General features: G+C 61.1%; 25 protein-coding genes. 12 read left to right on the top strand and 13 right to left on the bottom strand.

All coding sequences use genetic code 11. The features are described from left to right. Positions 1-1,161: a fumarylacetoacetate hydrolase family protein gene (locus tag AB8B33_RS30220; RefSeq protein WP_439018188.1), complete on the bottom strand. Its 1,161-nt coding sequence runs from the start codon at positions 1,159-1,161 to the stop codon at positions 1-3. Positions 1,162-1,529: 368 nt separating this feature from the next. Here AB8B33_RS30220 and AB8B33_RS30215 point away from each other — a divergent pair, with 368 nt between their 5' ends. From AB8B33_RS30215 to AB8B33_RS30205, 3 genes are read left to right on the top strand one after another with little or no spacing between them, the layout of a single operon-like run. Then, positions 1,530-2,540, top strand: a complete 1,011-nt coding sequence (locus tag AB8B33_RS30215; protein WP_113319605.1) for a Gfo/Idh/MocA family protein — start codon at positions 1,530-1,532, stop codon at positions 2,538-2,540. A gap of 10 nt (positions 2,541-2,550) precedes the next feature. Further along, on the top strand, positions 2,551-3,648 hold the full coding sequence (locus AB8B33_RS30210) for a Gfo/Idh/MocA family protein (RefSeq protein WP_113319604.1): 1,098 nt from the start codon (positions 2,551-2,553) through the stop codon (positions 3,646-3,648). A gap of 10 nt (positions 3,649-3,658) precedes the next feature. Continuing rightward, positions 3,659-4,069 (top strand): VOC family protein, encoded by a 411-nt coding sequence (locus AB8B33_RS30205; RefSeq protein WP_113319651.1) that lies wholly within the window; start codon positions 3,659-3,661, stop codon positions 4,067-4,069. 61 nt (positions 4,070-4,130) lie between these two features. Here AB8B33_RS30205 and cydX read toward each other — a convergent pair whose 3' ends face one another. From cydX to AB8B33_RS30170, 7 genes are all read right to left on the bottom strand, one after another. Further along, positions 4,131-4,253, bottom strand: coding sequence for a cytochrome bd-I oxidase subunit CydX (cydX, locus tag AB8B33_RS30200; RefSeq protein WP_007815879.1), 123 nt, complete (start codon positions 4,251-4,253; stop codon positions 4,131-4,133). Between the two features lie 12 nt (positions 4,254-4,265). Then, positions 4,266-5,420: a cytochrome d ubiquinol oxidase subunit II gene (gene cydB / locus AB8B33_RS30195; RefSeq protein WP_113319603.1), complete on the bottom strand. Its 1,155-nt coding sequence runs from the start codon at positions 5,418-5,420 to the stop codon at positions 4,266-4,268. 6 nt (positions 5,421-5,426) lie between these two features. Beyond that, positions 5,427-7,004 carry a cytochrome ubiquinol oxidase subunit I gene (locus tag AB8B33_RS30190; RefSeq protein ID WP_113181683.1) on the bottom strand — a complete coding sequence of 526 codons (1,578 nt, stop codon included), beginning with the start codon at positions 7,002-7,004 and terminating at the stop codon, positions 5,427-5,429. 78 nt (positions 7,005-7,082) lie between these two features. Then, the gene (locus tag AB8B33_RS30185) at positions 7,083-8,774 is read right to left on the bottom strand and encodes an amino acid ABC transporter ATP-binding/permease protein (protein ID WP_439018187.1); all 1,692 of its coding nucleotides are present in this window, start codon (positions 8,772-8,774) and stop codon (positions 7,083-7,085) included. Beyond that, positions 8,771-10,477 (bottom strand): thiol reductant ABC exporter subunit CydD, encoded by a 1,707-nt coding sequence (gene cydD / locus AB8B33_RS30180; protein WP_113319600.1) that lies wholly within the window; start codon positions 10,475-10,477, stop codon positions 8,771-8,773. The genes AB8B33_RS30185 and cydD overlap by 4 nt, the downstream gene beginning before the upstream one ends. A 4-nt stretch (positions 10,478-10,481) precedes the next feature. Next, positions 10,482-11,057 (bottom strand): GbsR/MarR family transcriptional regulator, encoded by a 576-nt coding sequence (locus AB8B33_RS30175; protein WP_037098473.1) that lies wholly within the window; start codon positions 11,055-11,057, stop codon positions 10,482-10,484. A gap of 249 nt (positions 11,058-11,306) precedes the next feature. Next, entirely contained in the window at positions 11,307-11,906 is a 600-nt protein-coding gene (locus tag AB8B33_RS30170) for a HupE/UreJ family protein (RefSeq protein ID WP_439018186.1), read from the bottom strand. Positions 11,907-12,149: 243 nt separating this feature from the next. Here AB8B33_RS30170 and AB8B33_RS30165 point away from each other — a divergent pair, with 243 nt between their 5' ends. Then, positions 12,150-13,181 (top strand): hydroxyacid dehydrogenase, encoded by a 1,032-nt coding sequence (locus AB8B33_RS30165; protein ID WP_439018185.1) that lies wholly within the window; start codon positions 12,150-12,152, stop codon positions 13,179-13,181. On the opposite strand, the gene AB8B33_RS30160 is transcribed toward AB8B33_RS30165, so the two are convergent. The 3 genes from AB8B33_RS30160 to AB8B33_RS30150 form a co-directional block, all read right to left on the bottom strand. Continuing rightward, on the bottom strand, positions 13,178-14,191 hold the full coding sequence (locus tag AB8B33_RS30160) for a Tim44 domain-containing protein (RefSeq protein ID WP_439018184.1): 1,014 nt from the start codon (positions 14,189-14,191) through the stop codon (positions 13,178-13,180). The genes AB8B33_RS30165 and AB8B33_RS30160 overlap by 4 nt on opposite strands. Before the next feature lie 81 nt (positions 14,192-14,272). Then, a complete protein-coding gene (locus AB8B33_RS30155) occupies positions 14,273-14,731 on the bottom strand; it encodes a YbaK/EbsC family protein (RefSeq protein WP_439018183.1) in 459 nt (152 codons plus the stop codon). A 227-nt stretch (positions 14,732-14,958) separates the two neighbouring features. Further along, positions 14,959-15,141 (bottom strand): hypothetical protein, encoded by a 183-nt coding sequence (locus AB8B33_RS30150; protein ID WP_113319595.1) that lies wholly within the window; start codon positions 15,139-15,141, stop codon positions 14,959-14,961. A gap of 561 nt (positions 15,142-15,702) precedes the next feature. On the opposite strand from AB8B33_RS30150, the gene AB8B33_RS30145 reads away from it, so the two are divergent. From AB8B33_RS30145 to AB8B33_RS30115, 7 genes are all read left to right on the top strand, one after another. Continuing rightward, positions 15,703-17,049: an extracellular solute-binding protein gene (locus AB8B33_RS30145; protein WP_439018182.1), complete on the top strand. Its 1,347-nt coding sequence runs from the start codon at positions 15,703-15,705 to the stop codon at positions 17,047-17,049. 69 nt (positions 17,050-17,118) lie between these two features. Continuing rightward, positions 17,119-18,420: an ABC transporter permease subunit gene (locus AB8B33_RS30140; protein ID WP_439018181.1), complete on the top strand. Its 1,302-nt coding sequence runs from the start codon at positions 17,119-17,121 to the stop codon at positions 18,418-18,420. A gap of 3 nt (positions 18,421-18,423) precedes the next feature. Next, positions 18,424-19,266, top strand: a complete 843-nt coding sequence (locus AB8B33_RS30135) for a carbohydrate ABC transporter permease (RefSeq protein ID WP_439018180.1) — start codon at positions 18,424-18,426, stop codon at positions 19,264-19,266. Then, positions 19,266-20,315, top strand: a complete 1,050-nt coding sequence (locus tag AB8B33_RS30130; protein ID WP_439018179.1) for an ABC transporter ATP-binding protein — start codon at positions 19,266-19,268, stop codon at positions 20,313-20,315. The genes AB8B33_RS30135 and AB8B33_RS30130 overlap by 1 nt, the downstream gene beginning before the upstream one ends. Before the next feature lie 3 nt (positions 20,316-20,318). Beyond that, a complete protein-coding gene (locus tag AB8B33_RS30125) occupies positions 20,319-21,092 on the top strand; it encodes a glycerophosphodiester phosphodiesterase (RefSeq protein ID WP_439018178.1) in 774 nt (257 codons plus the stop codon). After that, positions 21,076-22,083: a LacI family DNA-binding transcriptional regulator gene (locus AB8B33_RS30120; protein ID WP_439018177.1), complete on the top strand. Its 1,008-nt coding sequence runs from the start codon at positions 21,076-21,078 to the stop codon at positions 22,081-22,083. Before AB8B33_RS30125 ends, AB8B33_RS30120 begins: the two co-directional genes overlap by 17 nt. Continuing rightward, positions 22,083-22,898 (top strand): inositol monophosphatase family protein, encoded by an 816-nt coding sequence (locus tag AB8B33_RS30115; protein WP_113319588.1) that lies wholly within the window; start codon positions 22,083-22,085, stop codon positions 22,896-22,898. Before AB8B33_RS30120 ends, AB8B33_RS30115 begins: the two co-directional genes overlap by 1 nt. Here the strand turns inward: AB8B33_RS30115 and AB8B33_RS30110 are convergent, their stop codons facing one another. Beyond that, positions 22,899-23,753, bottom strand: a complete 855-nt coding sequence (locus AB8B33_RS30110) for a glycerophosphodiester phosphodiesterase (protein ID WP_439018176.1) — start codon at positions 23,751-23,753, stop codon at positions 22,899-22,901. Between the two features lie 257 nt (positions 23,754-24,010). Between AB8B33_RS30110 and AB8B33_RS30105 the strand changes: the two genes are divergently transcribed. Continuing rightward, positions 24,011-24,178 (top strand): hypothetical protein, encoded by a 168-nt coding sequence (locus AB8B33_RS30105; RefSeq protein ID WP_439018175.1) that lies wholly within the window; start codon positions 24,011-24,013, stop codon positions 24,176-24,178. A gap of 4 nt (positions 24,179-24,182) precedes the next feature. Here the strand turns inward: AB8B33_RS30105 and AB8B33_RS30100 are convergent, their stop codons facing one another. Then, complete coding sequence (locus AB8B33_RS30100) at positions 24,183-25,277, bottom strand: pyridoxal-phosphate-dependent aminotransferase family protein (RefSeq protein ID WP_439018174.1); 1,095 nt, start codon at positions 25,275-25,277, stop codon at positions 24,183-24,185. Between the last annotated feature and the right edge of the window lie 3 nt (positions 25,278-25,280).

The following is a 25,280-nucleotide window of genomic DNA, read 5'->3' as shown; positions in this document are numbered from 1 at the left end:
TCAGAGCAATCCGCGCTTTGCGAGGTTGCTCATCAGCGTGGAGATGCCGAAGGTCCAGGGCGGGCATTCCGTCGAAAGCCTGACGGTATTGACCAGCGCGCCGAGACCGGCGGACGAGATTTCCACGACGTCGCCGATCTTGTGGGTGAAGCCCTGGTTCTTCGCATCGCGGTCCTGCGTCGGCGCAAAGAGGGTGCCGAGGAACAGCAGGAATCCGTCGGGGTACTGATGGTGAGCGCCAACCGTCTGCTTGACGAGATCGGTCGGGTCGCGGCTGATCTGTGACATGGAGCTCTTGCCGTGCAGCACGAAACCGTCTTGGCCGGTGACCTTTAGGTCGAGCTCGGCCTTGCGCACGTCGTCGAGACTGTAGCTCGCGTCAAACAGTCGAATGAAAGGTCCGATCGAGCAAGAGGCGTTGTTATCTTTCGCCTTGCCGAGCAGCAGCGCGGAGCGGCCTTCGACGTCACGCAGGTTCACGTCATTGCCGAGTGTCGCACCCTTTATCTCGCCGCGGCTATTGACCGCCAGCACGATTTCCGGCTCCGGATTGTTCCAGGTCGAGATCGGATGAAGACCGACGTCGGAACCCCAGCCGACGGAAGAGAGCACCGGAGACTTGGTGAAGACTTCGGCATCCGGGCCGATGCCGACTTCGAGATATTGCGACCAGATGCCTTCCTCGATCAGCGCCTGCTTCACCTTGGCAGCTTCGGGCGAGCCGGCCTTGATGTTGGTCAGGCTGCCGCCGATCAGCGTGCTGACGCGCTCGCGGATCGAGGCGGCGCGATCCGGGTTACCGGCCGCCTTCTCCTCGATGACGCGTTCGATCATCGACTGTGCGAATGTTACGCCGCAGGCCTTGATCGCCTGCAGGTCGGCCGGCGCCAGAAGATAAGCCTTGCTCGCATCCGGCTTGCCGGTGCTGTTGGCGGCGATCGCTTCCAGCGTGCCGAGCGTTTTACCGGCGGCGGCCCGGACGAACTCTGCGGCATCGGCTCGTTCCAGCAGCGCGCTCAGCGTCGGCGCTTCGGGGGAGGTGATATCGACAAGTGCGCCGTCGCGAAGCGTCACGACGCTCGGTCCGACAACATTAGGATTCCAGGCGCGGCCGACAAACAGGCCGCCCGAAGCGGTCGCATCGAGGGGAGAATGGGACATGGTGATCTTCCGTCACAGGGCGGAGCGGGGAGCGCTCCTGCAGAAAGGGATAGCTGCCGTCCTCCTACCCGACGGCTTGCGAAAATCGAGCATATTCATCGGGCAAGAGCAAGTCTCAGCGGGCGAAAAGCGGTTCGCATCGGCGGCTTGCGCCCGCGACGCAATGGAGCACCCAAGCGGCATTTCATCATAACTTATAACTATTTAGATACAAAATAACCGTTTTATTTCATATATTTACCAATGCGGCAAAAGAGTTTTGCCGCTGATCTTGCCTTGACAGGGCCTCTCTTTCGCTGTCTGTTTTGCACTATGGAGAAGGGTCGGCGGCTGCCGATTCCGGAAATTTCGCGGGAGGAAATACTGCGATGCTGAGATTTGCCGTCGTCGGGATCGACCATGGGCACACGTTCGATCATGTGAAGGGACTGCTGGCCGCGGGTGCCGAATTCGTCGGCTATTGCCCGCAAACGACTGTGCCTGCAATCCGCGAAATGTTCGAGAAGACCTATCCGGATGCGCCTCAGATCGATCGCGAGAAGATCTTCGCCGATCCCTCGATCGACGTCATCTGCATTGCCGCCATTCCGCGCGACCGCGCTGGCCTTGCCATCCGCGCCATGAAGGCTGGCAAGGATGTGATGACCGACAAGCCGGGTGTCACGACCTTTGCCCAGCTGGAAGAGGTCAAACGTACTGTTGCCGAGACCGGCAAGATCTTCTCCATCTGCTTTTCCGAGCGCCATTGCGTGCGCTCCGCCGTCAAGGCCGGCAAGCTGGTGAAGGAAGGGGCGATCGGCAAGGTCATCCAGACGCTCGGCATGGGGCCGCACCGCTTGCAGCTGCCGACACGGCCGGACTGGTTCTTCGATCCGGAAGCCTTCGGCGGCATCATCGTCGATATCGCTTCGCATCAGGTTGATCAGTTCCTGTTCTACACCGGCTCGACGACGGGTGAGGTGGTCGCAAGCTCCGTTGGTAATTTCGGCATGCCGGAAAAACCTGATTTCCAGGATTTCGGCGAAGTGCTGCTGCGTTCCGACAAGGCAAGCGGTTATGTCCGCGTCGACTGGTTCACGCCGGAGGCGCTGCCCACCTGGGGCGACGGACGCCTGACCATTCTCGGCACCGAAGGTTATATCGAGCTGCGCAAATATATCGATATCGCCGGCCGGCCCGGCAAGGATCATCTCTTCCTCGTCAACGGCAAGGAGATGACGCATATCGATTGCAGCGGCGAGAAGCTCGACTATTTTGATGCCTTTGCCGCCGATGTAAGCGACCGCACCGAAACGGCGATGACGCAGAACCACGTTTATGAGGTCTGCCGCCTTTCAATCGAAGCACAGACCAAGGCCGCCCGCATCGGCACCCGCTGAGGAAAACATCATGACACGGAAACTGCGCGTGGGCGTCATCGGCGCGGGCATTGCAGAACGGCATCTGACAGGCTTCGGCTGGAACCGCGATCTTTTCGAGGTTCCCGTTCTCTGCTCTCTCGACGCGGATCGCGGCCAGCCGCTCTGTGAGGAGCACAAAATTCCTGAATATACCCAGGATACGGATTCGCTCTTCACACGCGACGATCTCGATATCATCGATATCGCCACGCCGCCGAGCTCACATTTCGAGCTTTGCAAAAAGGCAATCGAAAGCGGCAAGCACGTGATATGCGAAAAGCCGCTCTTCGGTTCCATCGCCGAAGTGGACGAGATGGCGCGCATCCTGGCGCGTTCGAACGGCCGCAAGCTGATGCCGATCTTCCAGTATCGTTACGGCAGCGGCCTGCAGAAGCTGAAGCTGTTGATCGAGCGCGGCCTGGCCGGCAAGCCGTTCCTCACCACCATCGAAACGCATTGGTGGCGCGGGCCGGACTATTATGCCGTGCCGTGGCGCGGCAAGTGGGCGACGGAACTCGGCGGCGGCCTGCTCGGCCATGCGATCCATGCCCATGACATGCTGAACTATGTACACGGCCCATGCGCCGAGGTGTTTTCCTATGGCGCGACGCTGGTCAATCCGATCGAGGTGGAAGATACCGCCGCGCTATCGGTGAAGATGCAGAACGGCTCCCTCGCCACGCTCTCCATGACGCTCGGCTCACGCAAGGAGATCTCCAGACTGCGCTTCTGCTTCAGCGATCTCGTCGCCGAAAGCATTCTGGAACCCTACACGATGGGTCGCGATCCCTGGACCTTCATCGCTGGGACCGAGGAACATCAGGCCCGCATCGACGCAGCGCTTGCCGGCTACGAAGCCAAGGAAGACGGTTATACACGGCAGTTCGAGCTGTTCCATCAGGCCCTTATGGAGAGCAACGATCCGCCAGTCACCCTGCAGGACGCGCGCAATTCGCTGGAGCTCGTAACAGCCGCCTATTATTCGCAGCGTACCGGCCAGCCGACGCCGATGCCGATCACGGCCGATCATCCGCTCTATCGTTCCTGGCTGCCGGAAGAAGATCGGCGCGTTGCGGCTGGCGTCTGAGGTAGTGAAGATGCTGAAATCATTCGAACATATCGGTATGACCGTCAGCAATATGGATCGTGCCATCGAGTTCTATTGCGGTCTGCTCGGGCTAAAGTTGCAGCTGCGCAAGCAGATGCCTGATGGCATGCAGGTTGCCTTCCTCGACGCTGGCGGCGGCATGCTGGAAGTTTTCGCCCCGCCTGGCGGGGCCGCTCGCGCGGTCGATCTTCCCGAAGGAACGGCAGGCGTCAAGCACATCACCTTCCATTTCGAGAATGTCGAAGAAACCTTCGCGCAGCTGGAAGCGGCAGGCGTCGAAATCAAGGAACGGCCGCGCTTTGCCGTCCATTCGGAGATGCTGAACAGGATCGCCTTTGTCCGCGATCCCGATGGCATCATTGTCGAGCTTGCGGAGCGGTCGCAGAACCGGCTTGGCTGACAGCTGTGCGGCGATGAGCTGAAAGAAAAAGGGCGCGGTTTGGGCCGCGCCCTTCAATTCTTTATCGGCGTTCGCCCGATGCCTTTTTCTTGGCTTCGTCATCCACCAGCTCGTACCATATGGCGTTGAGGACGGCGAAGGCGGCTGCCAGCGGCAGGCCGAGTATCCATGCGAAATACCACATCGTTTCGTCTCCTCAGTAAGCGTGGCTGTTTTTGTCGGTGATGCTCTTCTCGTCGACCTTGCCCCACAGCACCTTGTAGACCCAGGCGGTGTAGGCAAAGATTATCGGCAGGAAGATGACCGTAACCACCAGCATGATGAAGAGCGTCTGGTGGCTCGACGACGCATCCCAGACCGTCAGGCTCGACCTCGGATCGAGCGAAGAGGGCAGGATGAAGGGGAACATCGACAGACCGACCGTCGAGATGATGCCTGTTATCGAGAGGTCGCTGAAGAGCAGGGTCATGACTTCCAGCCGTGCTCGCATGGCAAGGAAGGCGGCCGCCGCACCCAGGAAGCCGAGTACCGGAGCGGCGATCATCCAGGGATGGGTGACGTAATTGGCAAGCCATGCACCGCTTTCCAGCGCCACCGTCTTCAGAAGCGGGTTCGACGGGCCGACCGGACTGATATCGCTGGTGATGCGATAACCGCTGACACCGGCCCAGAGCCATAGGCCGCCGAGCGCAAAGAGCACGATGACCACAAGCGCTGCGATGCTGCCGAAGCGCCGGGCGCGATCGGCAACCGGCCCTGTTGCCTTCAGCACCAGCCATGCGCTGCCATGCATTACCAGCATGGCGACGGAAAGCAGGCCGCAGAGAAGGGCATAGGGGTTCAGAAGCGCGAAGAACGAGCCCTCGTAGAAGATCCGCATATCGTCCGCGAAGCGGAAGGGAATGCCTTGCAACACGTTGCCGACGGCAACGCCGAAGATCAGCGACGGCACGAAACCGCCGATGAAGAGCGCCCAGTCCCAGCCGTTTCGCCAGCGCGCGCTGTCGCGCTTGGAGCGATACTTGAAGCCGACCGGACGCAGGATGAGCGCGAAGAGGATCGCAAACATCGCCAGGTAGAAGCCCGAGAAGGAGACCGCGTAGAGCGGCGGCCAGGCGGCGAAGATCGCGCCGCCTGCGAGGATGAGCCAGACCTGATTGCCTTCCCAGGTGGCGCCGATCGTGTTGATGGCGACACGGCGTTCCGCATCGGTCTTGGCGACGAAGGGCAGGAGCGTCCCGACGCCGAGGTCGAAGCCGTCGGTGACGGCGAAGGCGATTAGCAGCACGCCGAGCAGCACCCACCAGATGAGGCGCAGGGTTCCATAATCGATGAGTTCATGAAGGATCATGACAGGTCACTCCGCGGGAACGAGGGTTTCGGAAATGAGCTTGGCTTCCGGTTCGTGGTCCGGTTCCGGGCCCTGGCGGATCGCCCTGAGCATCAGGCTCATCTCGATGATGATCAGGGTCGTGTAGAGTGCGGCAAACCCGATGATGGTGAGCAGCACTGCCCAGGCGCCGTGATTGGAGACGGCAACCGCCGTCGGCAGCACGCCTTCGATCACCCAGGGCTGACGGCCGATTTCGGCAACCACCCATCCGGCTTCGATAGCGATCCAGGGCAGAGGGATGGCAAAGACCGCGATGCGCAGCAACAGCGGATATTTGTCCAGATGTCGGCGGGCCGACAGCCAGAAGAAGGTTGCCGTCAGAACGATGAAGAACATGCCGAGGCCGACCATGATGCGGAACGACCAGAAGAGCGTCGGCACATGCGGGATGGTATCGCGTGCCGCCTGGGCAATCTGTTCGTCGGTCGCCTGACGCGGATCGTCGACATAGCGCTTCAGGAGCAAGCCATAGCCAAGGTCGTGGCCCAGATCTTCGAAGGAGCTCCGGACTTCCTGGGCGACCTGATCCTGGGCCGGGGCGGAACGGATCTGCATCAGCGCATCGTAGGCCTTGATGCCGTCACGGATACGGATCTCGGCCTGCTGTTCCAGCTTGTCGATACCGGGAATTTCCGTCGTCAGCGAGCGCGTGCCGATCAGGCCCATGACCCAGGGGATATGGACGGCGAAATGTGTCTCGCGTGCTTCCTGGTCCGGGAAGCCGAAGGCGGTGAAGGCGGCCGGAGCCGGCTCCGTCTTCCACATGGCTTCGATCGCAGCGAGTTTCATCTTCTGGTTTTCGGTGGCGAGATAGCCGCTTTCGTCACCGAGAACGACCACCGACAGCGCCGAAGCGAGGCCGAAGGAGGCGGCGACCGTCATCGAGCGCTTGGCAAGCTCGATATGCCGGCCCTTCAGCATGTACCAGGCCGAAACGCCGAGCACGAAGATCGAGGCGCAGACGTAGCCGGCTGAAACCGTGTGGACGAATTTCGCCTGGGCGACAGGGTTGAAGACCACGTCGAAGAAGCTGACGATCTCCATGCGCATCGTCTGGGGATTGAGCGCGGAACCGACCGGGTTCTGCATCCAGCCATTGGCGATGAGGATCCAGAGCGCGGAGAAATTCGAGCCGAGCGCCACTGCCCAGGTAGCGACCAGATGGCCGACCTTGGACAGCTTGTCCCAGCCGAAGAAGAAAAGGCCCACAAAGGTCGCTTCGAGGAAGAAGGCCATCAGGCCCTCGATTGCAAGTGGCGCACCGAAGATGTCGCCGACATAATAGCTGTAATAGCTCCAGTTCATGCCGAACTGGAATTCCATGACGATACCGGTTGCGACGCCCAGCACGAAATTGATGCCGAAGAGCGTGCCCCAGAATTTCGTCATCTGCCGCCAGATCTGGCGGCCAGTCATGACATAGGTCGTCTCCATGATGGCAAGCAGCACGGAAAGGCCGAGCGTCAAGGGCACGAACAGAAAGTGATAAAGCGCAGTCAGCGCAAATTGGAAGCGCGATAGCGCTACGATGTCTAGTTCCATTGTCTTACTCCCACGGTCCCACGGGGTATCAAGAAGTTTCCGCATGGCCGGCTGGCCGTGCGGAGCATGCCTGTTCGCTCAATCCGGCCGAAGCCGGTTGAGCGCCTTTTCGAACGCCGCCTCTCCACGGCGCGAAACTTCTGAGATGCGGCCGTCCTCGATGACGGCGATCAAGTCTGCAAGCGCCGCTTCGCGGCGAATATGTGTGGCAATGACAAGCGCGCGGCCTTCCGCTCTCAGCGCGAGGCGATGCAGCACATCGCGGGCGGTGCGGCCGTCGAGCCCCTCGGTCGGCTCGTCGAGCAGCCAGAGCGGCGTGTCGCGCAAGAAGAGGCGGGCGAGCGCCAGCCGGCGCGACTGGCCGCCGGAAAGCCCCATGCCGCCTTCGCCGAGCGGGGTATCGAGGCCTGATGGCAGCGCATCGACATCGGCAAGCAGGCCTGCGGCTCTGAGCGCGTCTCGCAGTCGGTCATCTTCAGCATCGGGCGCCGCGAGCAGCAGGTTGCCGCGCAGCGTGTCCTGGAAAAGCTCGGTGCGCTGGATGAGCAGCGTTGCGTCGAGCGCTGCGGCCATGCCGGCACTTGGCGGCAGTTCGCCTGATAGTAGCGACAGCAGGGTCGATTTGCCGGCGCCGCTGCTGCCGACCACGGCCATGTGCTCACCGCGGCGAAGTTCGAACGTCACCTCCCGCAAGGCCGGCAGTGCCGCCCCATCATTGGCGACGGTCACATTCTGCAGCGCGAAGGCGAGCTCATGGGCCGGAGCCTTGGGCGTGAAATCCGCTTGAATGGCCGAAAGGCGTGGCGCGATCCGCTTCGCCGCTAGCATGGTCCTGCCGAATTCCATCGCGCCGCGGCGCAATGCGGCAAAGGGTTCTGTTGCAGCAAAGGCGACGAGCACGCCGAGTGCCGCAACGGGTGCGGTGATCCTGCCCGTCTGCATTAGCGTCGCTGATGTCAGCAATGCCCCGACCAGCAGGGCGGTTGAGACGAGCCCGAAACCGAAACTCACGCCGGTCTCGATCCTGTTCAGGCGGTCGTCGGCCTTTGCGGTATAGGCGTCCGCGGCGGCGATTGCCTGCTGCTGTGCGGCAAGGCGGTTTGCCATGAGAAGATCGGTCTGCCCAGCGACGAGATCGATGGTCCGCGACCGGATGGTTTCGATGCCGTAGGCGCGGCGGCGAGCGTGCTTCAGTGCCAGCCGGCCGGCGGCGAGTGGCAGGCCAAGCCCCACCAGAACGAGGCAAGATCCGAAGAGCAGGCCGAACAGCGGATGCATCAGGCCGAGTGTCACGCTGGCAACAAGTGCCGTGCCGACTGCCACGGCTGCCGGCACCAGGATGCGAAGATAGAGCGAATCCAACGCATCGATATCGGCGGTCAGCCGGAAGAGCAGCCGGGCCGGACGGTTGAGAAGGGCGCGCGCCGCACCGGCGGAGGCCCAGCCGCGAAACAGGCGCTCGCGAAGGGCGGCGAGCACGGCGAGCGTCGCGTTGTGGGTCGTCAGTCTTTCGCCATAGCGTGCAGCCGTGCGCAGGATGGCAAGGAAACGGATGCTGGCCGATGGCGCAAAGACGTCAAAGGTCGCGGCAACGGTTACCGAGAGACCTGCAAGCGCGGTTGCGGTAATGAACCAGCCGGATAGGCCGAGCAGGGCGATACCAGCCGTAACGGTCGCCGCCGACAGTGCGGCGCCGAGCAGGAGTTCCTTGCGACGCGTCTGCATGAACAGGCGCAGGACCGGCCTGATATCTCTAAGGAAGTTGGTCATTCGGCAGCCTCCTGAAGACGCTCCGTATCAAGGCGGATGGCGTGGTGCATGCGTGCGGCCAGCAGCGGGTCGTGCGTTGCCACGATCAGCGTGCGGCCCTCCGCAAGAGCAAGCAGGCTCTCGGTGATCTCGGCAGCCGTCTCGGCATCGAGATGCGCGGTCGGCTCGTCAGCGAGGATGATGTGGATATCGGGGTCGCAGGCAGCCCGCGCGATCGCAAGGCGCAGCGCCTCGCCGCCAGAAAGACCGATGCCGCTTTCACCGAGCGGGCGATGTCCATAGGCATTCGCGATACCGCCAAGCCTTGCGAGATCGAGCGCCTTGGAGACTTCTGCCTTGGCGATGCCGGGCCGTCCCAGCGCAATATTGCCGGCAACGGTGCCTGCGAAAATATGCGGCTTCTGGCCGATCCAGGCCATTTTGCCGCGATCTGTCGCTGTGCCGCCAACCAGAACCTGGCCCTCATAGCAGGGCGCCAGACCGGCGATCAGCGACAACAATGTTGATTTGCCGGTACCGCTGGCGCCAAGCAGCGCTACGTGTTCGCCGGCGGCAATATCGAGACTGAAGCCATCAAGGACCGGCGCATGATCCGGCTGATAGCGAAAGCTGATATTTTCTAGGTTGATATTGAGGGCCTCGTTCGCGGCAAAGGCTCCCGCCTCTTCGCGATCGGGAAGCGTCATGCCTTCGGCAGCGAGCCCATCCAGCGCCTTCAGCGCGGCCTCGCCCGAGGCACGGTCATGCCAGACGGCGGAGAGTTCACGCAGCGGCTCGAAAAAGGCCGGTGCCAGCAGCAGGACGAACAGGCCTTGCGAAAGGTCAAGGCCGCCCGACCAGGCGCCAAAGCGGATTTCGCCGAGCAGGCTGAAGCCGACATAGACGGCGGTCATCGCGACGCCGAGTGCCGAAAAGAGTTCGAGCACAGCCGAAGACAGGAAAGCGATCTTCAGCACTGTCATGGTGCGCGTGCGAAGCGATTCTGCTTCCGCGCGAAGCCTGCGCGCCGTGGCATCGACCGCGTTCAGAGAGCGGATCGTCGCAAGACCGCGCAGCCGGTCGAGCAGGAAAGCGTTGAGGCCGCCCGTTGCGACGAGTTGCTTTTCGCTCGCAGTCTGCGCGCGCCAACCAATCAGCGCCATGAAGATCGGAATGAGCGGCGCCGCAAACAGCAGCACGAGCGCGGCGATCCAGGAGATCGGAAAGATGCAGCTAAGGATGATGAGCGGCACAAGGCTTGCCTTCATTCGCGCCGGCTGGAAACGGGAGAGATAGGGCACGATCAGCTCAGCTTGTTCGCCGAGAACGCTGGCGGCCTCACCCGACGCAGGGCGCCCGGCATCAACAGGCGAAAGACGGGCAAGCAGGCGGATGGCAGTGGCGCGTTTTTCGCTGAGTTCAGCGCGTGCCGCACGAAAAGCAAGGCGGCCGCCGGCCGCATCGAGACAGCTTTTGACGACGCCGAGCAACAGGATGAAGAGTGCCGGCCAGAGGATATCGGCAGGGCTTCCACCATCGGCGAGCCGGCCGACGGACCAGGCGAGCAGGCCTGCCTGGGGAATCCAGAGGGCAGCCGCAAACGCTTGCAGCATCGCTGCGCCGCGTAGGCGGCTTTTGGTCTTGGACGGCTTGCGTGCCGCGGCCTTACGATCCGGTATCCCGGACACTTGCTGGTTTCTCGCGTCGAAGAAAGCACTACCCATGGCGCTAACTCTTGTTCGCAGGATTGGGACGACGGCGGCCAAGCGAAACGACTCTGTCCTTGGCCTCCAGCAATTTGGTCACTTTCGCACCTAGTGAGAGTAACGTCGCAAGCCTTTCTGTTTCAAGTTGTTTTACGTCTTCATACCAATGCGTCAGCTGTTCGATCAGCGTGTGCATCTCGCTCATACGCTCCTGCGCATGGCGTTCGGCCTCGCTCGCCGGGCGCTGCATGAGGATCTCGCGCAGCACAGATAATGTGGGATCGACCTCGCGCTTCTTGCGCTCTTCGGCAAGCGTTCTGAGAATCAGCCAGACATCGTCGGGTGTGGTGAAGAAGTCGCGCCGGTCATCCGGCTTGTGGCGCAGAATCACTAGGTTCCAGGCCTGCAATTCGCGAAGGCTCATGGAGACGTTCGAGCGCGATATGCCGAGCGCATCGACGATCTCCTCGGCGCAAAGCGGCGAAGGCGAGACGTAGAGCAGGGCATAGATCTGGCCGACCGTGCGATTGATGCCCCAGCGGGAACCCATTTCACCGAAGTGCAGGACAAAGGACTGAACGAGAGGCGGAAGGTTCATTGTCGTTTCCGTTATATCTGTTATTTCAGAAATTTCTGAAATCACTATACAGACTTTCGCGTTTATGCCGCAATTGCCCAGCTTGACCTGCGTCAATTTGGATACATGCTTCGGTGGTCTGTTTCTTCATAGACCGGCGTCGCGCGCCTGAAATTGACTTGAGTCAAATCGCGCAAATATAAAACGCCCGACAGACAAGTGTCTGCCGGGCGCCAAATGCCATATAAATTTATCGGAGAGGCGTGAGCCTCAGATCAGGCCGGTCAGGATGCCGACGCCGACAACTGCCGCAAGGCCGCCTGCGGAACGCACGACAAAGGCGCCCTGACGCTCGCCGAAGCGGGCGATGAGGAAGCCGATGCCGAGCCCGACTGCATGCAGCAGAGCGGTTGCGATCATGAAACCTACGGCATAGGCAGCGCCGCCGGCATTTTCAGGCATCTCGACGCCATGCGCGTGGCCGTGGAAGATTGCAAACAGGCCGACAATCGCCATCGCGACTGCTGTCGAGGCACGGATGTTCAGCGCGACGACAGCGCCGAGCACGATGACGGAAAGCGCAATGCCGGTCTCGACGAAAGGCACATTGATACCGGCAATGCCGAGCGCGCCACCGAAGGCCATGACGAGCACGAAGGTCGCGGGCACGGCCCAGAGAGCGCGGCCGCCAAGCTGGAAGGCGAGAACGCCGACCATGACCATGGCAAGGATGTGATCGAAGCCGGAGATAGGATGGCTGAAACCATGGACAAGGCCGGCCGTCTCACCGACGCCGGTATGGGCATAGGCGACTGCCGGGAGCGCTGCGGTGGCGAGCGTAAGGACGCCGCTCTTGAAGATTGATTTCATTGTGGAATTCCCTCCGAGCTTTTAGATCCTGCGGCCGCCGACCCCTCAGGCACGGTTTCAAGTCGCGTCGCCAAGCTAGTCCAGCGAGATTTTATCGTCAACGAAAAGCATGAAAATAAATAGGAATTTCAATTGCTTATATCATAGGCAATTGCCTTTTTGAAGGGCGGCTTCACAAGGGGCGCTCAACCGGATTATCAATCATCTTGCGGAGGTGTGCCGCCGCGTCTCGAGGAGGACCCCATGACGAATACCGAAAGGCCGCTGGCGATCAGCGCGCCGGAGCCGCGTACGCTCGACCTGATCTTCAGCGATAAGGCGCGCGCCGAACTCAACGCCAAATATGAGATCGTCGAGGCCGATCCCGAAAACATCGCTGGCCTCGACGATGATGTCATCGGCAAGGCGCGCTACATCATCGGCCAGCCACCGCTTTCTGCGGAAACGCTTGGTCGTATGCCGCAGCTCCGCTCGATCCTCAATGTCGAGAGTAATCTCCTCAACAACATGCCCTACGAGATCCTCTTCCAGCGCGGCATTCATGTGGTGACGACAGGACAGGTCTTTGCCGAGCCGGTGGCGGAGATCGGTCTTGGCTTTGCGCTCAGCCTCGCCCGCGGCATCGTCGATGCCGATGTGGCTTTCCGGGAAGGCAATGAACTCTGGGGCGGTGAGGGCAATACAAGCGCCCGGCTAATATCCGGTTCCGAGATCGGCATTGTCGGTTTCGGCGATCTCGGCAAGGCGCTGCGGCGGGTTCTGTCGGGCTTTCGCGCCAGGATCAGGGTTTTCGATCCCTGGATGCCACGCTCGATCCTGGAGGAAAATGGCGTCCAGCCCGCGAGCCTGAACGAAGTGCTGACACAGAGTGATTTCGTTTTCGTCGTAGCATCGGTCACCAGCGAGAACAGGGGCTTCCTTGGTGCGGATGCGTTTGCCAGCATGCGCAAGGGTGCCGCCTTCATCCTGCTCAGTCGCGCCGATGTCGTGGATTTCGACGCGCTGATGGCCGCCGTCGCGTCAGGCCACATCGTTGCGGCAAGCGATGTCTATCCGCAGGAGCCGTTGCCGTCAGACCATCCGGTGCGGAACCTCAAGGGCTTCATCCGCTCGGCCCATCGGGCCGGTGCACTCGATATCGCCTTCAAGAGGATGGGCGACATGGTGCTTGAGGATATGGATCTGATGGACCGCGGCCTGCCGCCGATGCGCTGCAAGCGGGCGGAGCGCGAAACGGTGTCCCGCATGCGCTCCAAACCCGTTTCGGTTAATTAAGCAGCGCGCTGGCCGGTGCCCTGGATGGCGGCAAGCTTCCAGTCGGCGCCGGAATTGCGCACGAAGGTCCAGACCTCAGTGCTTTCGCTCGGGCGGCGGTCGTCGCCCGAGACGAGGCGACCGCTGTTACGCTCGACCATGGCGTCGATCGAGGAGTAGCGCATCGCAAGCGTCGCATATTCCAGCCCGTCGTCGCGCCAGGCTTCGGCGATATCGCCCTGTAGCAGCTTGACGTCGGTAACCTGGTTGCGGACGCCGTTGGTCGCGTTCTCGCCGAGTTCTTCAGCAAGGTAGGACATGGCTTCCGGCGTCGTCAGGCGGCGCAGCGCACCGTAATCCTCCGCGCCATAAGCGGTCTGAATCTTGGTCAGCAATTCCTCGAACTGATCGAGGTCGGCCTGGGCAAGGCCGATCTCATCGCTCGGCCGTGCGTTGTGCTGCTGTTGGCCGCTGGAGCCCGAACCGATTGCCGGAATATGGAAGGACGAACCGCCATTGGCCGGCGACATGCCATAGGACTGCGGTCCGCCATAGCTCTGGCCGCCTGCGCTGTAGGACGGCTGGCGGCGATTGGCGAAGAAGCGCATGGCAAGGGTGATCGCTCCGAAGATCAGCGCGATCTGCAGGAGCATGCCGAGGAAACCGAAGCCGCCGCCGAAACCGTGGCCGAGCAGCATACCGAGCAGACCGCCAGCAATCAGGCCGCCGATCATCGAACGGCCGAAGCCGCCAAAGAAGCCGGGGCGCTGCTGGGCGTAGCCGGGTTGTTGTGTGTTATAGGGCGTAGTTGTCTGCGGGCGCGGCGTCATCGAGCGCTCAATGGGCGCAACCGGGGCAGGAGCAGTCTGCGTGACCGGAGGCGCGCTGAAGGTACGCGTGCCGCGGCTTCCGAATCCGCCGAATCCACCGGCGCGGCGCGCATCGGCATCACCGATCGAAGCAAAGACGGTAGCGCTCGCAAGAACGGCAATCGCCGCGATCCTGGCAAAACGCGAAACGGCAGTGGGCATTCGTTCATCTCCTATCATGCGCTGAATGGCATGTCGGTACCTAATATAGGTATTCTTTCTGCGCTGTGAAGTTATGCGCCGCTACTGGCAGACGTCGACCCATTCGGCCCGGGTGATTTCCGCCAGTCTTTCGGTGGGGATGCGCACCGCGGAATTGGTCGAGCCGGCGGCCGGAACGACCTCATCGAACTGCTTCAGCGACATGTCGCAATAGATCGGCAAGGGTGCCGGCAGGCCGAAGGGGCAGACGCCACCGACTGGGTGGCTCGTCACCGCCAGCACTTCCTCCGCGTCGAGCATGCGCCCCTTGCCGCCGAAGGTGTCCTTGAACTTCCTGTTATCAAGACGCGCCATGCCGCTCGCCACGATCAGCATGATGCGATCACCGACGCGCAGGCAGATCGTCTTGGCGATCTGCGCCGGCTCGACGCCATGCGCTTCTGCGGCGAGGGTGACTGTCGAAGAGCTGCCGGCGGTTTCGATGATGGCAATGTCGGGGGCGTTGGCGGCGAAGAAGGTGCGAACGGATTCGAGGCTCATGGGATGGATACTTCTGGATGAACAGCCGACAAGGGACCGCGAAGCGGCATGGGGATTCATGCGTTCAACTTAATATCTCAATTTCAGAAAATTCAATCGCTTGGTTTACAGAGACGATTTCGGGTGCTTCGAAAGGCCACCCGGATTGCCGGCCGCAAGCTGGCGGGATGATCTGAAAGAGGATCACCCGCCAGCTGATCGCTGGTAAGGTTTGCAAAGTGTGGGACTTACTCATCGAACAGAGCAAGATCACGGCGCAGCCATGGTGGGAAAGCTTCGACGCTGTTCACGACGCGACGACGTCTCCACCGGGCAATGATGGTTGCGACGAGAATTTCTCTAAAGCTGAAGCGCGAGCAGAGCTCGCTCACGGATGTCGCCAGGCTCTCGCCGGCGTGTTGATTGTTCATGATCAAATGCGGCCAGAATTCTGGACCGCCCTTCCTTCAAGCTGAATGTGCGCAGCAAGATCAGGCGCAGTCGTTATCGCTGCCAGGCGCTGCGTGCGAAACGGGTGCCATCTTTGGATGGTGAAGCTTGAAAGACCCCGAATAGGGGCAAGGGTTGGGAGCTTCGAAGGCTATGCCAAAGAGGCGTGGGACGAAGAAATATCTGTCATTGCACGCCTCCGTTGTTGAACAGCTCCGGCGAGATTACTAGCCGATTGAGAAAAGGTAGGCAAGAGCTTGAATATGGACGCAGGGTCCGTGTCGCGGTCGATGACCGGCGTCGTTGCGTCCTTTGATATCAATTTCCACCGGCAGCTGAACTGGCGTTTCCATCAGCGATTGACCACGTCGAGAACATCGTCATAATAATTTTGCACACGTGCTCAATTTTGTCATTCGGCCGTTACGTTCGCCCCCTAGAGCGGGATACGCCACGTTTTCGTGGGGCTATCGGAACGGCCATCAACACCAGTGATGACCCGTCAAGAGGCCTCACACTGCTCTTCTAGGGAGACGAAGAAGATGACCATTTTGCCGACACTGAAATCCCTTACCATTGCGGCCGCAATCCTGGCCTCGACCTCTGCATTTGCGCTTGCCAAGGATGTTCACATCAGCGTCTGGGCTGGTGGTACCGGCCCGAACGACGTTTATCGCCTCGATGCCATTGAGATCGCCGCTCAGCAGCTTCAGCGCGAAGCTGCTTTGAAGGGCGAAGATCTGAAGATCATTGTTGAAAAGACCCCTTACTCCGGTTGGGATGATTTCAAGCAGGCGCTGACGCTTGCCGCCGAAGCCAAGAAGGCTCCGAATATCGTCGTCAGCGGCCATGAAGACATCGCTCCCTGGTCGCAGGCCGGCCTCATCGTTCCTGTGGAGGATTATGTCGACCTCGACTCCTGGCCGCTCAACGACATCTACGAAAACCTGATGCAGATCGCCTCCTACAATGGCTCGGTCTACGGCATCCCACAGGATGCAGAATCCCGCCCGATGCTGTTCTGGAAGCCGCACATGAAGGCGATCGGCTACAGCGATGCTGACCTCGACGCGCTGCCGCAGAACGTCCAGGACGGCAAGTACACGATGAAGAACTTGCTCGAAGACGCCAAGAAGATGCAGGACAAGGGCCTCGTACAGCCCGGCTACGGCTTCTATCCGCGCACCAGCAACGGTCCTGATTACTGGCAGTTTTACACCTCATTCGGCGGCGTCATGGAAGAAAACGGCAAGCTCGTTTTCGACAAGGCTGCGATGAAGCGCACGTACCAGTTCTTTGCTGATGCCGTTGCTTCCGGCGTCACCAAGAAGAACCACATCGGCATGCCGGGCGACCAGTGGTGGAAGGAAGTCTCCAGCGGCAAGGCCGGCATCTGGGACGCCGGCACCTGGCACTATGCCCGCATGGTCAACCAGGAAGGCCTGAAAGACTTCTTCGGCAACATCGCCTTCACGCTGATTCCGGCTGGCGAAGGCGGCAAGGCCAACACGCTGACGCACCCTCTCGTTTACCTGCTGACATCGGGTCATAGCGACGAGGACACGCAGATCGCAGCCCAGCTGATCACGATCGCTTCGGAGCCGCGCACCAATGCGCTGCACGCTATCAAGTCGGCGCATCTCGGTGTCTCCAAGTCCGAATCAGCCGTTGATTTCTACGCCGCCAATCGCTGGGCCCGCGAGGCGACGGAGCGACTGCTGCCCCACGCCAACGCGATGCCGAACAATTCCGATTTCGGCACCTACTGGAACATCATGTGGAAGAACCTTGAAGCATCCTGGACCGGCGCCAAGACTGTCGACGCCGCCGTCAATGATGCCGAGAGCGAGCTGAAGAGCACGCTCGGCGACAAGATCGTCATCCGCTAAGATCGGCGCACTCTGCCGGAAGGCGGCCGCAACGCCGCCTTCCGGAGCGTCGTCCATGAGGGGACTTCCATGAAATCGTCCAGAACGCTTGGGCTGGTGATGATCGCACCTGCGGCGATCATGATCCTTCTGTTCTTCCTGCTACCGGTCGTTCTGACCGCCGTCTTCTCGATGACGAACATGACGACGGCGACCGGCATTTCCGGCGGCGTCTACCAGGTCGCGCCGAATTCGCTGATCACGCTCAAATCGACCATGCCCGATATCGCCGATCAGCTGGGCGAGCCGCGCTACACGATCGACGAAGCTGGCCTCAAGGCCGTCGAAGACCTGAGCCTCTCGTCAGCCATCGTCTCGGAACTGCGCGATAAGCATATGAACGAGGTCTTCCCATCACGCCGCGAAATCGAGCGCATGATCAAGGACCTGAACGAGCGCCCCTCGACGCGCGAGGTCAAACAAATTTCCGACCAGTTCAACCGCTCGGTCGTCAATGCCCGATTCGACAGCAAGGACGAGCTTTTCTCCGCCCTCGATACGCTCGGCTTCAAGCTGACGCCCGACCAGAAGGAACAGGTCGCCAAGGCCGCCTATACCGGTTGGGTGTGGACATCTGACAATTTCTCGCGCATGGCCTCCTCGCCGGATATGGCCCGCGTGCTGCTGAATACAGTGCTCTACGTCGCGCTGGTGCTGGTCATTTTTAATGTCGGCTATGCGCTGCTGCTTGCCATCTGGACGCATTACATGCCGGCGGCACCGGCTTCCTTTTTCCGGGGTGTCTGGCTACTGCCGCGCATCACGCCCGTCGTCATCTATGTCATGCTCTGGAAATGGCTTGCCTGGGATACCGGCTTCATTTCCACGCTGATGGGCAATTTCGGTTATCCGCCGAAGAATTACCTACTCGACAATGCCTATAATGCCTGGGTCTTCGTTGTCATGATCAATGGCTTCATCGGCGCCTCCATGGGCATGCTGGTTTTCTCGTCGGCAATGAAGGCTATTCCGAAGAGCCAGTTCTATGCGAGCGAGGTTGACGGCGCGTCGCGCTGGCAGCAGATCCGCTACATCATCTTGCCGCAGATGCGCTGGCCGATCCTCTTCGTCACCTGCTACCAGACGCTCTCGCTGCTCGCCTCCTTCAACGAAATCCTGCTTTCGACGAACGGCGGACCCGGCAGGGCGACCGAAATCTGGGCGCTCGCCGCCTACCATACGGCGCTCAACAACTACGCCGGCAACCTGGAATACGGTCTCGGCGCCGCCATGGCCCTCGTGCTTGTGGTTATCGGGGTGACATTGTCTCTGATCTACCTGCGCATCTTCAACTACGGCACACTTGTCTCCAAGCCGCTGATCGAGGACTGATCCATGGCCGAAAAAGCGCAACCCTCCGCGAATTTCAGCAGTTGGCCGGTCATCGCCATGCTCGCCGTCGTCAGCCTGCCGCTGCTTTTGATGTACGCCTATTTCTTCATCGACACGGTAACGGTGAAAGAGGCCGGCTCGCTCATACCCTCCAGCTTCACCCTCCAGCACTGGCGCTTCCTGTGGCAGACGACCGAAGGCAAGCCGAACATCTGGATCGTGACGCTCAATACGCTGCTTTTCGCCAGCTCCACGACGAGCGTGGTCGTCATCGTCTCGTCGATGGCAGGCTATGTGCTCTCGCGGCTCAATGTACCTGCGCGCGGCTTCTTCCTTGCCGGTGTCATGGTGCTCCACGCCTTCCCGTCGGTAACGCTGATCATCGCCATCTTCATCGTGCTGCAGATGATCGGCCTCTACAATTCCCTGATCGGCGTCATCCTGGTCAAGGCGGCGATTGATCTGCCGCTCGGCATCTGGTTGATGAAGGGCTTCTACGACACGGTGCCCTGGGAAATAGAGATGGCTGGCGTCGTCGATGGCGCTTCGCGGTTCCGGGTCTGGCGTAGCCTCGTTCTGCCGCAGGTCGGTCCGGGCATCATGGCGCTCGGCCTCTTCTCGTTCCTGTCCGGCTGGGGCGAATTCATCCTGCCGCAGGTGCTGGCGCCCGGCAATCAGGTGCAAGTGCTCTCGGTCTATCTCGCCGGCTTCCTCGCCGACGATAACAATTATGATTTCAACATGTTCAAGGCGGTAGGCCTCTTCTACGTCATCCCGGTTCTGATCGCCTACGCACTCTTCCACAAATATCTCATGAACATCTATGGCGGCGGGAGCAAAGGCTGATGCGTATCCTCCTCGACAATTTTTCGAAGAGCTTCGGCTCCACCAAGGTCATCGAGAACATGAATCTCGAAGTCGGCAGCGGCGAGATGCTGGCGCTTCTCGGGCCCTCGGGCTGCGGCAAGTCCACAACGCTGTTTGCCATCTGCGGCATCCATCGCCCGACCGGCGGCCGTATTCTCTTTGGCGACCGGGACGTCACCGACCTGCCGAGCCAGATGCGCAATGTCGGCGTCGTCTTTCAGTCCTATGCGCTCTATCCGCATATGACGGTTGCAGAGAACATCGGCTTTCCGCTGAAGGTGAAGGGCGTCAATGCGGCCGATATCCGCAAGGAGGTCGAGCGCATTTCCGGCCTCGTGCAGATCGGCAATCTGATGGAGCGCCGGCCAGCCCAGCTTTCCGGCGGCCAGCAGCAGCGCGTAGCCCTTGCCCGTGCGCTGATCCGCAAGCCGGACGTCCTGCTGCTCGACGAGCCGCTTGCCAATCTCGATGCCAAGCTTCGCCTCGAAATGCGTTCGGAAATTCGCCGCATCCAGCGCGAGACGGGCATCACCGCCATCCTAGTCACCCATGATCAGGTGGAAGCGATGAGTATGTGCGACCGCATTGCCATCATGAAGGAAGGCGAGATCGTGCAGATCGCGACGCCGGCCGAGATGTATAGCGACCCGCGCACTGCCTTCGTCGCCGGCTTCCTTGGCAATCCGCCGATCACCTTCCTGCGTGGCGTGATGAAGGATGGCGCTTTCGCCATGCCGGAAAGCGAGATCCGCGTGCCGGTATCGGTCCAGGCCGCCGAGGGCACCAAGCTGACGCTCGGCGTGCGCCCCGAACATTTCAATCCGGCCGGCGACATCGCCGTTCCCGGCAAGGTCACCTTTGCCGAAACGCAGGGCCGCGAGAACCTTTACGACGTGCAGCTTGCCGGCGGCTCGCTGCTGCGGTCCATTCAGCCGGTCCGCAATGACATCACCGTCGGCGACGAGGTGAAGTGGGCGATCGACAGCCGAGGCGTATTCGTCTTCGATGAAGAAGGCCGGAGGCTCTGAGCGATGCGTGACTTCTCGTCTTTTTTCGAACGTTATGATTGGCCCTCGAACAAGGGATATCTGCCTTTCTGCATCGGCCATCGCGGTGCAAGTGGCCATGAGCGGGAGAATACCCTCGAAGCCTTCCAGCGCGCTGCCGAACTCGGCGCGGAAATGTGGGAGCTCGACACGCAACTCACCAAAGATGGTGTGGTTGTCGTTTCCCACGACGATCATCTCGAGCGCGTCTTCGGTATCGACCGCCGAATTTCCGAGATGACGGCGGCCGAGCTTGCTGCTCTCGAAGGCGTCAACGTTCCGACCTTCGAGGCGGTCGCAGCCCTTGGACGGCGGACCAATACAGGCCTCTATATCGAGCTCAAGGCGCCGGGCACGGGGCTTCGGTGCTGGAAGCATCTTATTGAGAAAAACCAGCGCTTTGCCTGCCTCGGCTCTTTCGATACCGCGCAAGTGCGTGAGCTTCGCGATGCGGGCTGCGATTACCCGCTCTCGGTACTGGTCCGTGTTGGCCACGATCCGCACGCAGCTGGCGATGAAGCCGGCGCCGATATCCTGCACCTTTGCTGGGAAAGGGCCGGCGAGCGCCCGCAGGATCTGGTCACAGGAGAGCTGATGCGGCGAGCCTTCGGCGAAAGCCGTGAAATCGTGCTGTGGCACGAGGAACGGCCGGCCATTTTGTCCGACATCATGAAGCTTCCGGTACTCGGCATCTGTACGGACCTGCCCGATCTGATGCGCCCGGCCGCCAGGGATGAGAAGCATGGCAGACAAGGATAACAAGGGACCGAGGAAGGTCACGTCCTTCGACGTGGCACGTGTGGCGGGCGTCTCGCGCGCTGCCGTTTCGCGCGCTTTCACCCCGGATGCCAGTGTTTCGCCGAAGACGCGCGAGAAGGTCTATCAGGCGGCCAAGGATCTCGGCTACCGGGTGAACTATCTGGCTCGCAGCCTCACCAACAAGCGTTCCGATCTCGTCGGCCTTGTCGCCGCCGGCCTCGATAACCCGTTCCGCACGCTGCAGATCGAGCATCTGGCGCGGGTGCTGATCGCCCGCAATTTTCGCCCGATCCTGTTGCCGACCTCGAAGGAGGCGGACACCTCGACCGTCATCGGCCAGCTTCTGCACTATGCCGTCTCCGGCGTCATCGTCACATCGGACGCGCCGCCGACGGAGATCTGCGAGCAATGCGCAGCCGAAGGTGTGCCGATCGTGCTGATCAACAAGGGCGACGATATTCCCTTCGTCGACCGCATCATTTCCGATGATCGCATGGCAGGCCATCTCGCTGCCACGCATCTGATCGAAAGCGGCGTCAGGGCGCCGGCGGTCATGGCGGCGCCCGCTATCTCCTATACGGCAAGGCGGCGCGGTGAAGCCTTCATGACGGCCTGTCGGCAACTCGGCCTCGAGCCGCGCATGATCGAATTGAAAATCAACGACTATAAGAGCGGCCACGACGCGGCCGCCGATCTTGTTTCGCTCGGTATTGACGGTCTGTTCTGCGCCAACGACTACATGGCCTGCGGCGTGATCGACCGCATCATGAAGGGGCTTGGCCGCGACGATGAGCCGCCGCTACGCATCATCGGCCATGATGACATTCCGCAGGCCAGCTGGTCTGCCTATGACCTTACGACCATCCGCCAGCCCTGCGATTTCCAGGCCGAACAAACGGTCGATCTGCTGATGACCCGCATGTCCGAACCGGATATGACCGCCCGCGTCGAATTTACCCCCGTGACGCTGATTAAAAGAAGGACTGCTTGATGAATTCCGCATTCGATGCCTCTGCTCTAACCGCGCGGGCGGAGGTCGCAATCGACGTGGCCCGCAAGGTTGGACGCGAGGCTGCGCGCTTCAGGCGTGAAGGACACCCAGGCACGCTGCATGTCGAAAACAAGGGATTGCAGGATTTCGTTACCGTCGCAGACAGGCAGGCAGAACAGTCGATCCGCGAAGGGCTGCTGGTGCGCTTTCCAGACGACACATTCATGGGCGAGGAAACCGGCGGCGAGTCCGGCTCTGCCGGCACCTGGGTCGTCGATCCGATCGACGGCACGACAAATTATATCAGAGGCTTTCGTCACTGGGGCGTCTCCATCGCCTTCGTCGTTGGTGGCAAGGTGGAGATCGGCGTGGTCTATGATGCGGCCAACGACCAGGTTTTCTCCGCGATCCGCGGCCGTGGCGCCTTCAAGGAGAGCCAGCCGATCCACGCTGCTCCGACGACCGATCCTGCCAATGCGATCGTCGTGCTCGGCCATTCGCGCAAGACGAGCTTTGACGACTATGCGGCGCTCTCCAAGCGGCTCTACGAGCGCGGCATGGATTATCGCCGCATGGGTGCAGCCGCAGTCGATCTCGTGCGCGTGGCGGAAGGTGTTTCAGACCTCTTCTACGAACGGCACCTGAATGCCTGGGATATGCTGGCTGGCGCGCTGATCGCCTCGGAGGCCGGTGCGAAGGTCGCCATTCCACCTGTCGATACGCTGCTGGAGGATGGCGGTCCTGTTATCGCCCATTCGCCTGGACTGGCAGAAGAATTCGCCTTCCTCGTCGAGTTCGAAGGTCTGGCGGGCTGATCAGCCCGCCATGCGCTTCAGCCACGCCCGCTCGGTCGCCAGGGCTTCGTCCGTGGTGATCTGATCCGGCTTCAAAGTGACCAGTGCCGAGAAGTTCGTCCACTCCGCATCGCTGAAGCCGCCGTCGGGATCTTTCAGTGTGAAGGTCCAGGCGTCGACCAGCTTGGCCTCGCTGTGGCAGAGCGCGATCATGTCGAGGCCGGCCTTTGCGGCATCGAGCAACATCGGCCAGTAAAGGTAGATTGTTTCCGGCTCCGTCGGGCCGCGCAGATCTGCAAGCAGTTCCTTTTCGACCGCTTTCCAGCCTTCGGCTTTGGCGATATCGCCGAGTTTGTTGGTGGGGTCGATGCCGCGGCGCAGATGCGGCAGCTTGTCCTTGACGGCCAGGATTAGCTCCGGACTTCCAGCGCTGACGATGACGGAGGCGGAAATCTGCTGCAGGTGTTCTGCAAGATGGGCGATGCCCTTTTCGCCGATCGCCTCGTAATCGTCTTTCATATCGAACTGCAGCAGCGCGTCCGGATGGGCCGATTGCAGCATGGCTGCCAGATCCTCGCTGTAGAGGAGCGGACGATTGCCGTCCTTCATGCGCAGGTCGCGCAGATCCGCAAGGCTCTTTTGGGCAATGAGACCGCGCCCGGTCGTCTCGCCTTCCAGCTCCTTATCATGCAGCACGACGAAACCACCATCGGCGCGCACCCGCAGGTCGAGCTCCATCGAAGCGCCGGCCTTGAAGCCTTCGGCCATCACCTCGGCCGAAAACAGCGGGTCGGCCATACGCCGGCGCAGCCGGTGCCACTTCAGCAGGGGCGAATGGCCTTCAAACTCTATCCGAAGTCCGCCTGTATCGGTCATTCCATCATCCTCGACCTATTCGTCTCGGCTTCTTCGTGCATCGGAAAGGTTCGATTCTCAAGGGTCGGTGGAAGATTAGGCTTGATCTCGCGGCCGCGGCCCCTCTTTACCGAACAAAGCCTTTTTCGTGCGCCAGTCTTCCCGTGGCATCTGCATGCGGCACAACAGTGCAAATTAGAATACTAATTTTGTAGACAATGTTCCCTGGCCCAGCGATCCGTGCGAAAATCGTGGCTCGGTTTTCCAGGAGGTGACGTATGTTTGCGGCATTCAAAACTTTCTTTGCGAAGCTTTTCCGAGACCGTGACCAACCGGTGTTCGAAACATCTGTCCACGCGACGGAAGAGGATTCCGAAAGCCGTCTGCGTAGCCTGCGGGAGGAAGAACTCTTCTTCTGGCAGCCGACGCCGAATTCCTGGTACTGAGCGATCAGCTGCTATAGATCTTCGCGACAGCTTCCGATGCGGCGCCGATATTCGCCGGGAAGCCGGCCTGCCGAAGCGCGGCACCATAGGCCACGACATTTGCGAGCACGGTCTGGAAGGTTGCCCGTGCCCCTGTGTGGTTGATACGCATGAGGTGCGACGAGCCTGTCCCGACACCCGGCGTCAGTTCGACGCCCAACCCCGCCGCAAAACCAACCACAGAGGTGGGTTTAATTCCTGACGGTAAGGAGACCGTTGTCACGAGGTTCGATGCCTGTTCGGCCGGCACCCAAAGGTTGGCGCCCAGCGCTGCAAGTCCGGCCCGGCTCGCCGAAGCTGCTCTTTCATGGCGGGCGACGACCTGCCCGAGGCCTTCCGCCTCGACCCGGTCGAGGGCCGCTTCCAGTGCAAAGAATTCCAGCGGTGCCGGCGTTCCCGGCAACGCGCCGCGGCCGGCATCCACCCAAGCCTTCAGGTCGGCCAGCGACAGGATGGAATCACGCGGCGCACCGTCATAGAGGGCCAGTTCCCAGGCATGCTGGCTGACTGACAGCGCGGAAACGCCGGCCGGCCCGCCGAGTGCTTTCTGTGGGCCGATCACGGCGATATCGATGCCCAACGCGTCGACATCGAGCGCATGGCCGCCGACGGAGGCAACGGCATCGACTACCGTCACAATGCCTCGCGCCTTTGCGAGAGCAGCGATCTCGGGCAATGGATTGAGGATACCGCTTGCCGATTCCGCGTGGACGAGGGCCAGTACGTTGACATCGGGATTTGCATCCAGCGCGGCGGCGATTGCTCTGGCCTCGATAGGCAGGCCGGGCTGAGCGATGACATCGACGACGTGAGTACCGCCGCGCCGCAGCCATTGTCCAAACCAGCCGCCGTAGGCGCTGGTGACGACGTTCAGCGCGGAAAAGCCAGGTCTGGCAAGGCTGGTCGCAACGGCTTCGAGCGCCACCACCGCCTCGGCCTGCACCAGCAAAACGTCGTTGTCCGTCTTCAGGATCGCGCCGATGCGGCGGGCGAGGGCGGTGTAACGTTCGGCCGGATAGACCGGCGCACCATAGAACGGGTTCCAGGCGACTTCGGTCATGGG

Origin of the sequence: Rhizobium sp. 768_B6_N1_8 (genome assembly GCF_051811225.1) — a bacterium.
Lineage (GTDB): Bacteria > Pseudomonadota > Alphaproteobacteria > Rhizobiales > Rhizobiaceae > Rhizobium.
The sequence above is the reverse complement of the archived record's forward strand: the minus strand, read 5'-3'. Positions and strand labels throughout refer to the sequence as shown.

What these genes read in the sequence shown, in the direction of transcription:
- AB8B33_RS30220 (WP_439018188.1), bottom strand. Translation starts at nt 1,161, where the DNA reads ATGTCCCATTCTCCCCTCGATGCGACCGCTTCGGGCGGCCTGTTTGTC.
- AB8B33_RS30215 (WP_113319605.1), top strand. Translation starts at nt 1,530, where the DNA reads ATGCTGAGATTTGCCGTCGTCGGGATCGACCATGGGCACACGTTCGAT.
- AB8B33_RS30210 (WP_113319604.1), top strand. Translation starts at nt 2,551, where the DNA reads ATGACACGGAAACTGCGCGTGGGCGTCATCGGCGCGGGCATTGCAGAA.
- AB8B33_RS30205 (WP_113319651.1), top strand. Translation starts at nt 3,659, where the DNA reads ATGCTGAAATCATTCGAACATATCGGTATGACCGTCAGCAATATGGAT.
- cydX (WP_007815879.1), bottom strand. Translation starts at nt 4,253, where the DNA reads ATGTGGTATTTCGCATGGATACTCGGCCTGCCGCTGGCAGCCGCCTTC.
- cydB (WP_113319603.1), bottom strand. Translation starts at nt 5,420, where the DNA reads ATGATCCTTCATGAACTCATCGATTATGGAACCCTGCGCCTCATCTGG.
- AB8B33_RS30190 (WP_113181683.1), bottom strand. Translation starts at nt 7,004, where the DNA reads ATGGAACTAGACATCGTAGCGCTATCGCGCTTCCAATTTGCGCTGACT.
- AB8B33_RS30185 (WP_439018187.1), bottom strand. Translation starts at nt 8,774, where the DNA reads ATGACCAACTTCCTTAGAGATATCAGGCCGGTCCTGCGCCTGTTCATG.
- cydD (WP_113319600.1), bottom strand. Translation starts at nt 10,477, where the DNA reads ATGGGTAGTGCTTTCTTCGACGCGAGAAACCAGCAAGTGTCCGGGATA.
- AB8B33_RS30175 (WP_037098473.1), bottom strand. Translation starts at nt 11,057, where the DNA reads ATGAACCTTCCGCCTCTCGTTCAGTCCTTTGTCCTGCACTTCGGTGAA.
- AB8B33_RS30170 (WP_439018186.1), bottom strand. Translation starts at nt 11,906, where the DNA reads ATGAAATCAATCTTCAAGAGCGGCGTCCTTACGCTCGCCACCGCAGCG.
- AB8B33_RS30165 (WP_439018185.1), top strand. Translation starts at nt 12,150, where the DNA reads ATGACGAATACCGAAAGGCCGCTGGCGATCAGCGCGCCGGAGCCGCGT.
- AB8B33_RS30160 (WP_439018184.1), bottom strand. Translation starts at nt 14,191, where the DNA reads ATGCCCACTGCCGTTTCGCGTTTTGCCAGGATCGCGGCGATTGCCGTT.
- AB8B33_RS30155 (WP_439018183.1), bottom strand. Translation starts at nt 14,731, where the DNA reads ATGAGCCTCGAATCCGTTCGCACCTTCTTCGCCGCCAACGCCCCCGAC.
- AB8B33_RS30150 (WP_113319595.1), bottom strand. Translation starts at nt 15,141, where the DNA reads ATGAACAATCAACACGCCGGCGAGAGCCTGGCGACATCCGTGAGCGAG.
- AB8B33_RS30145 (WP_439018182.1), top strand. Translation starts at nt 15,703, where the DNA reads ATGACCATTTTGCCGACACTGAAATCCCTTACCATTGCGGCCGCAATC.
- AB8B33_RS30140 (WP_439018181.1), top strand. Translation starts at nt 17,119, where the DNA reads ATGAAATCGTCCAGAACGCTTGGGCTGGTGATGATCGCACCTGCGGCG.
- AB8B33_RS30135 (WP_439018180.1), top strand. Translation starts at nt 18,424, where the DNA reads ATGGCCGAAAAAGCGCAACCCTCCGCGAATTTCAGCAGTTGGCCGGTC.
- AB8B33_RS30130 (WP_439018179.1), top strand. Translation starts at nt 19,266, where the DNA reads ATGCGTATCCTCCTCGACAATTTTTCGAAGAGCTTCGGCTCCACCAAG.
- AB8B33_RS30125 (WP_439018178.1), top strand. Translation starts at nt 20,319, where the DNA reads ATGCGTGACTTCTCGTCTTTTTTCGAACGTTATGATTGGCCCTCGAAC.
- AB8B33_RS30120 (WP_439018177.1), top strand. Translation starts at nt 21,076, where the DNA reads ATGGCAGACAAGGATAACAAGGGACCGAGGAAGGTCACGTCCTTCGAC.
- AB8B33_RS30115 (WP_113319588.1), top strand. Translation starts at nt 22,083, where the DNA reads ATGAATTCCGCATTCGATGCCTCTGCTCTAACCGCGCGGGCGGAGGTC.
- AB8B33_RS30110 (WP_439018176.1), bottom strand. Translation starts at nt 23,753, where the DNA reads ATGACCGATACAGGCGGACTTCGGATAGAGTTTGAAGGCCATTCGCCC.
- AB8B33_RS30105 (WP_439018175.1), top strand. Translation starts at nt 24,011, where the DNA reads ATGTTTGCGGCATTCAAAACTTTCTTTGCGAAGCTTTTCCGAGACCGT.
- AB8B33_RS30100 (WP_439018174.1), bottom strand. Translation starts at nt 25,277, where the DNA reads ATGACCGAAGTCGCCTGGAACCCGTTCTATGGTGCGCCGGTCTATCCG.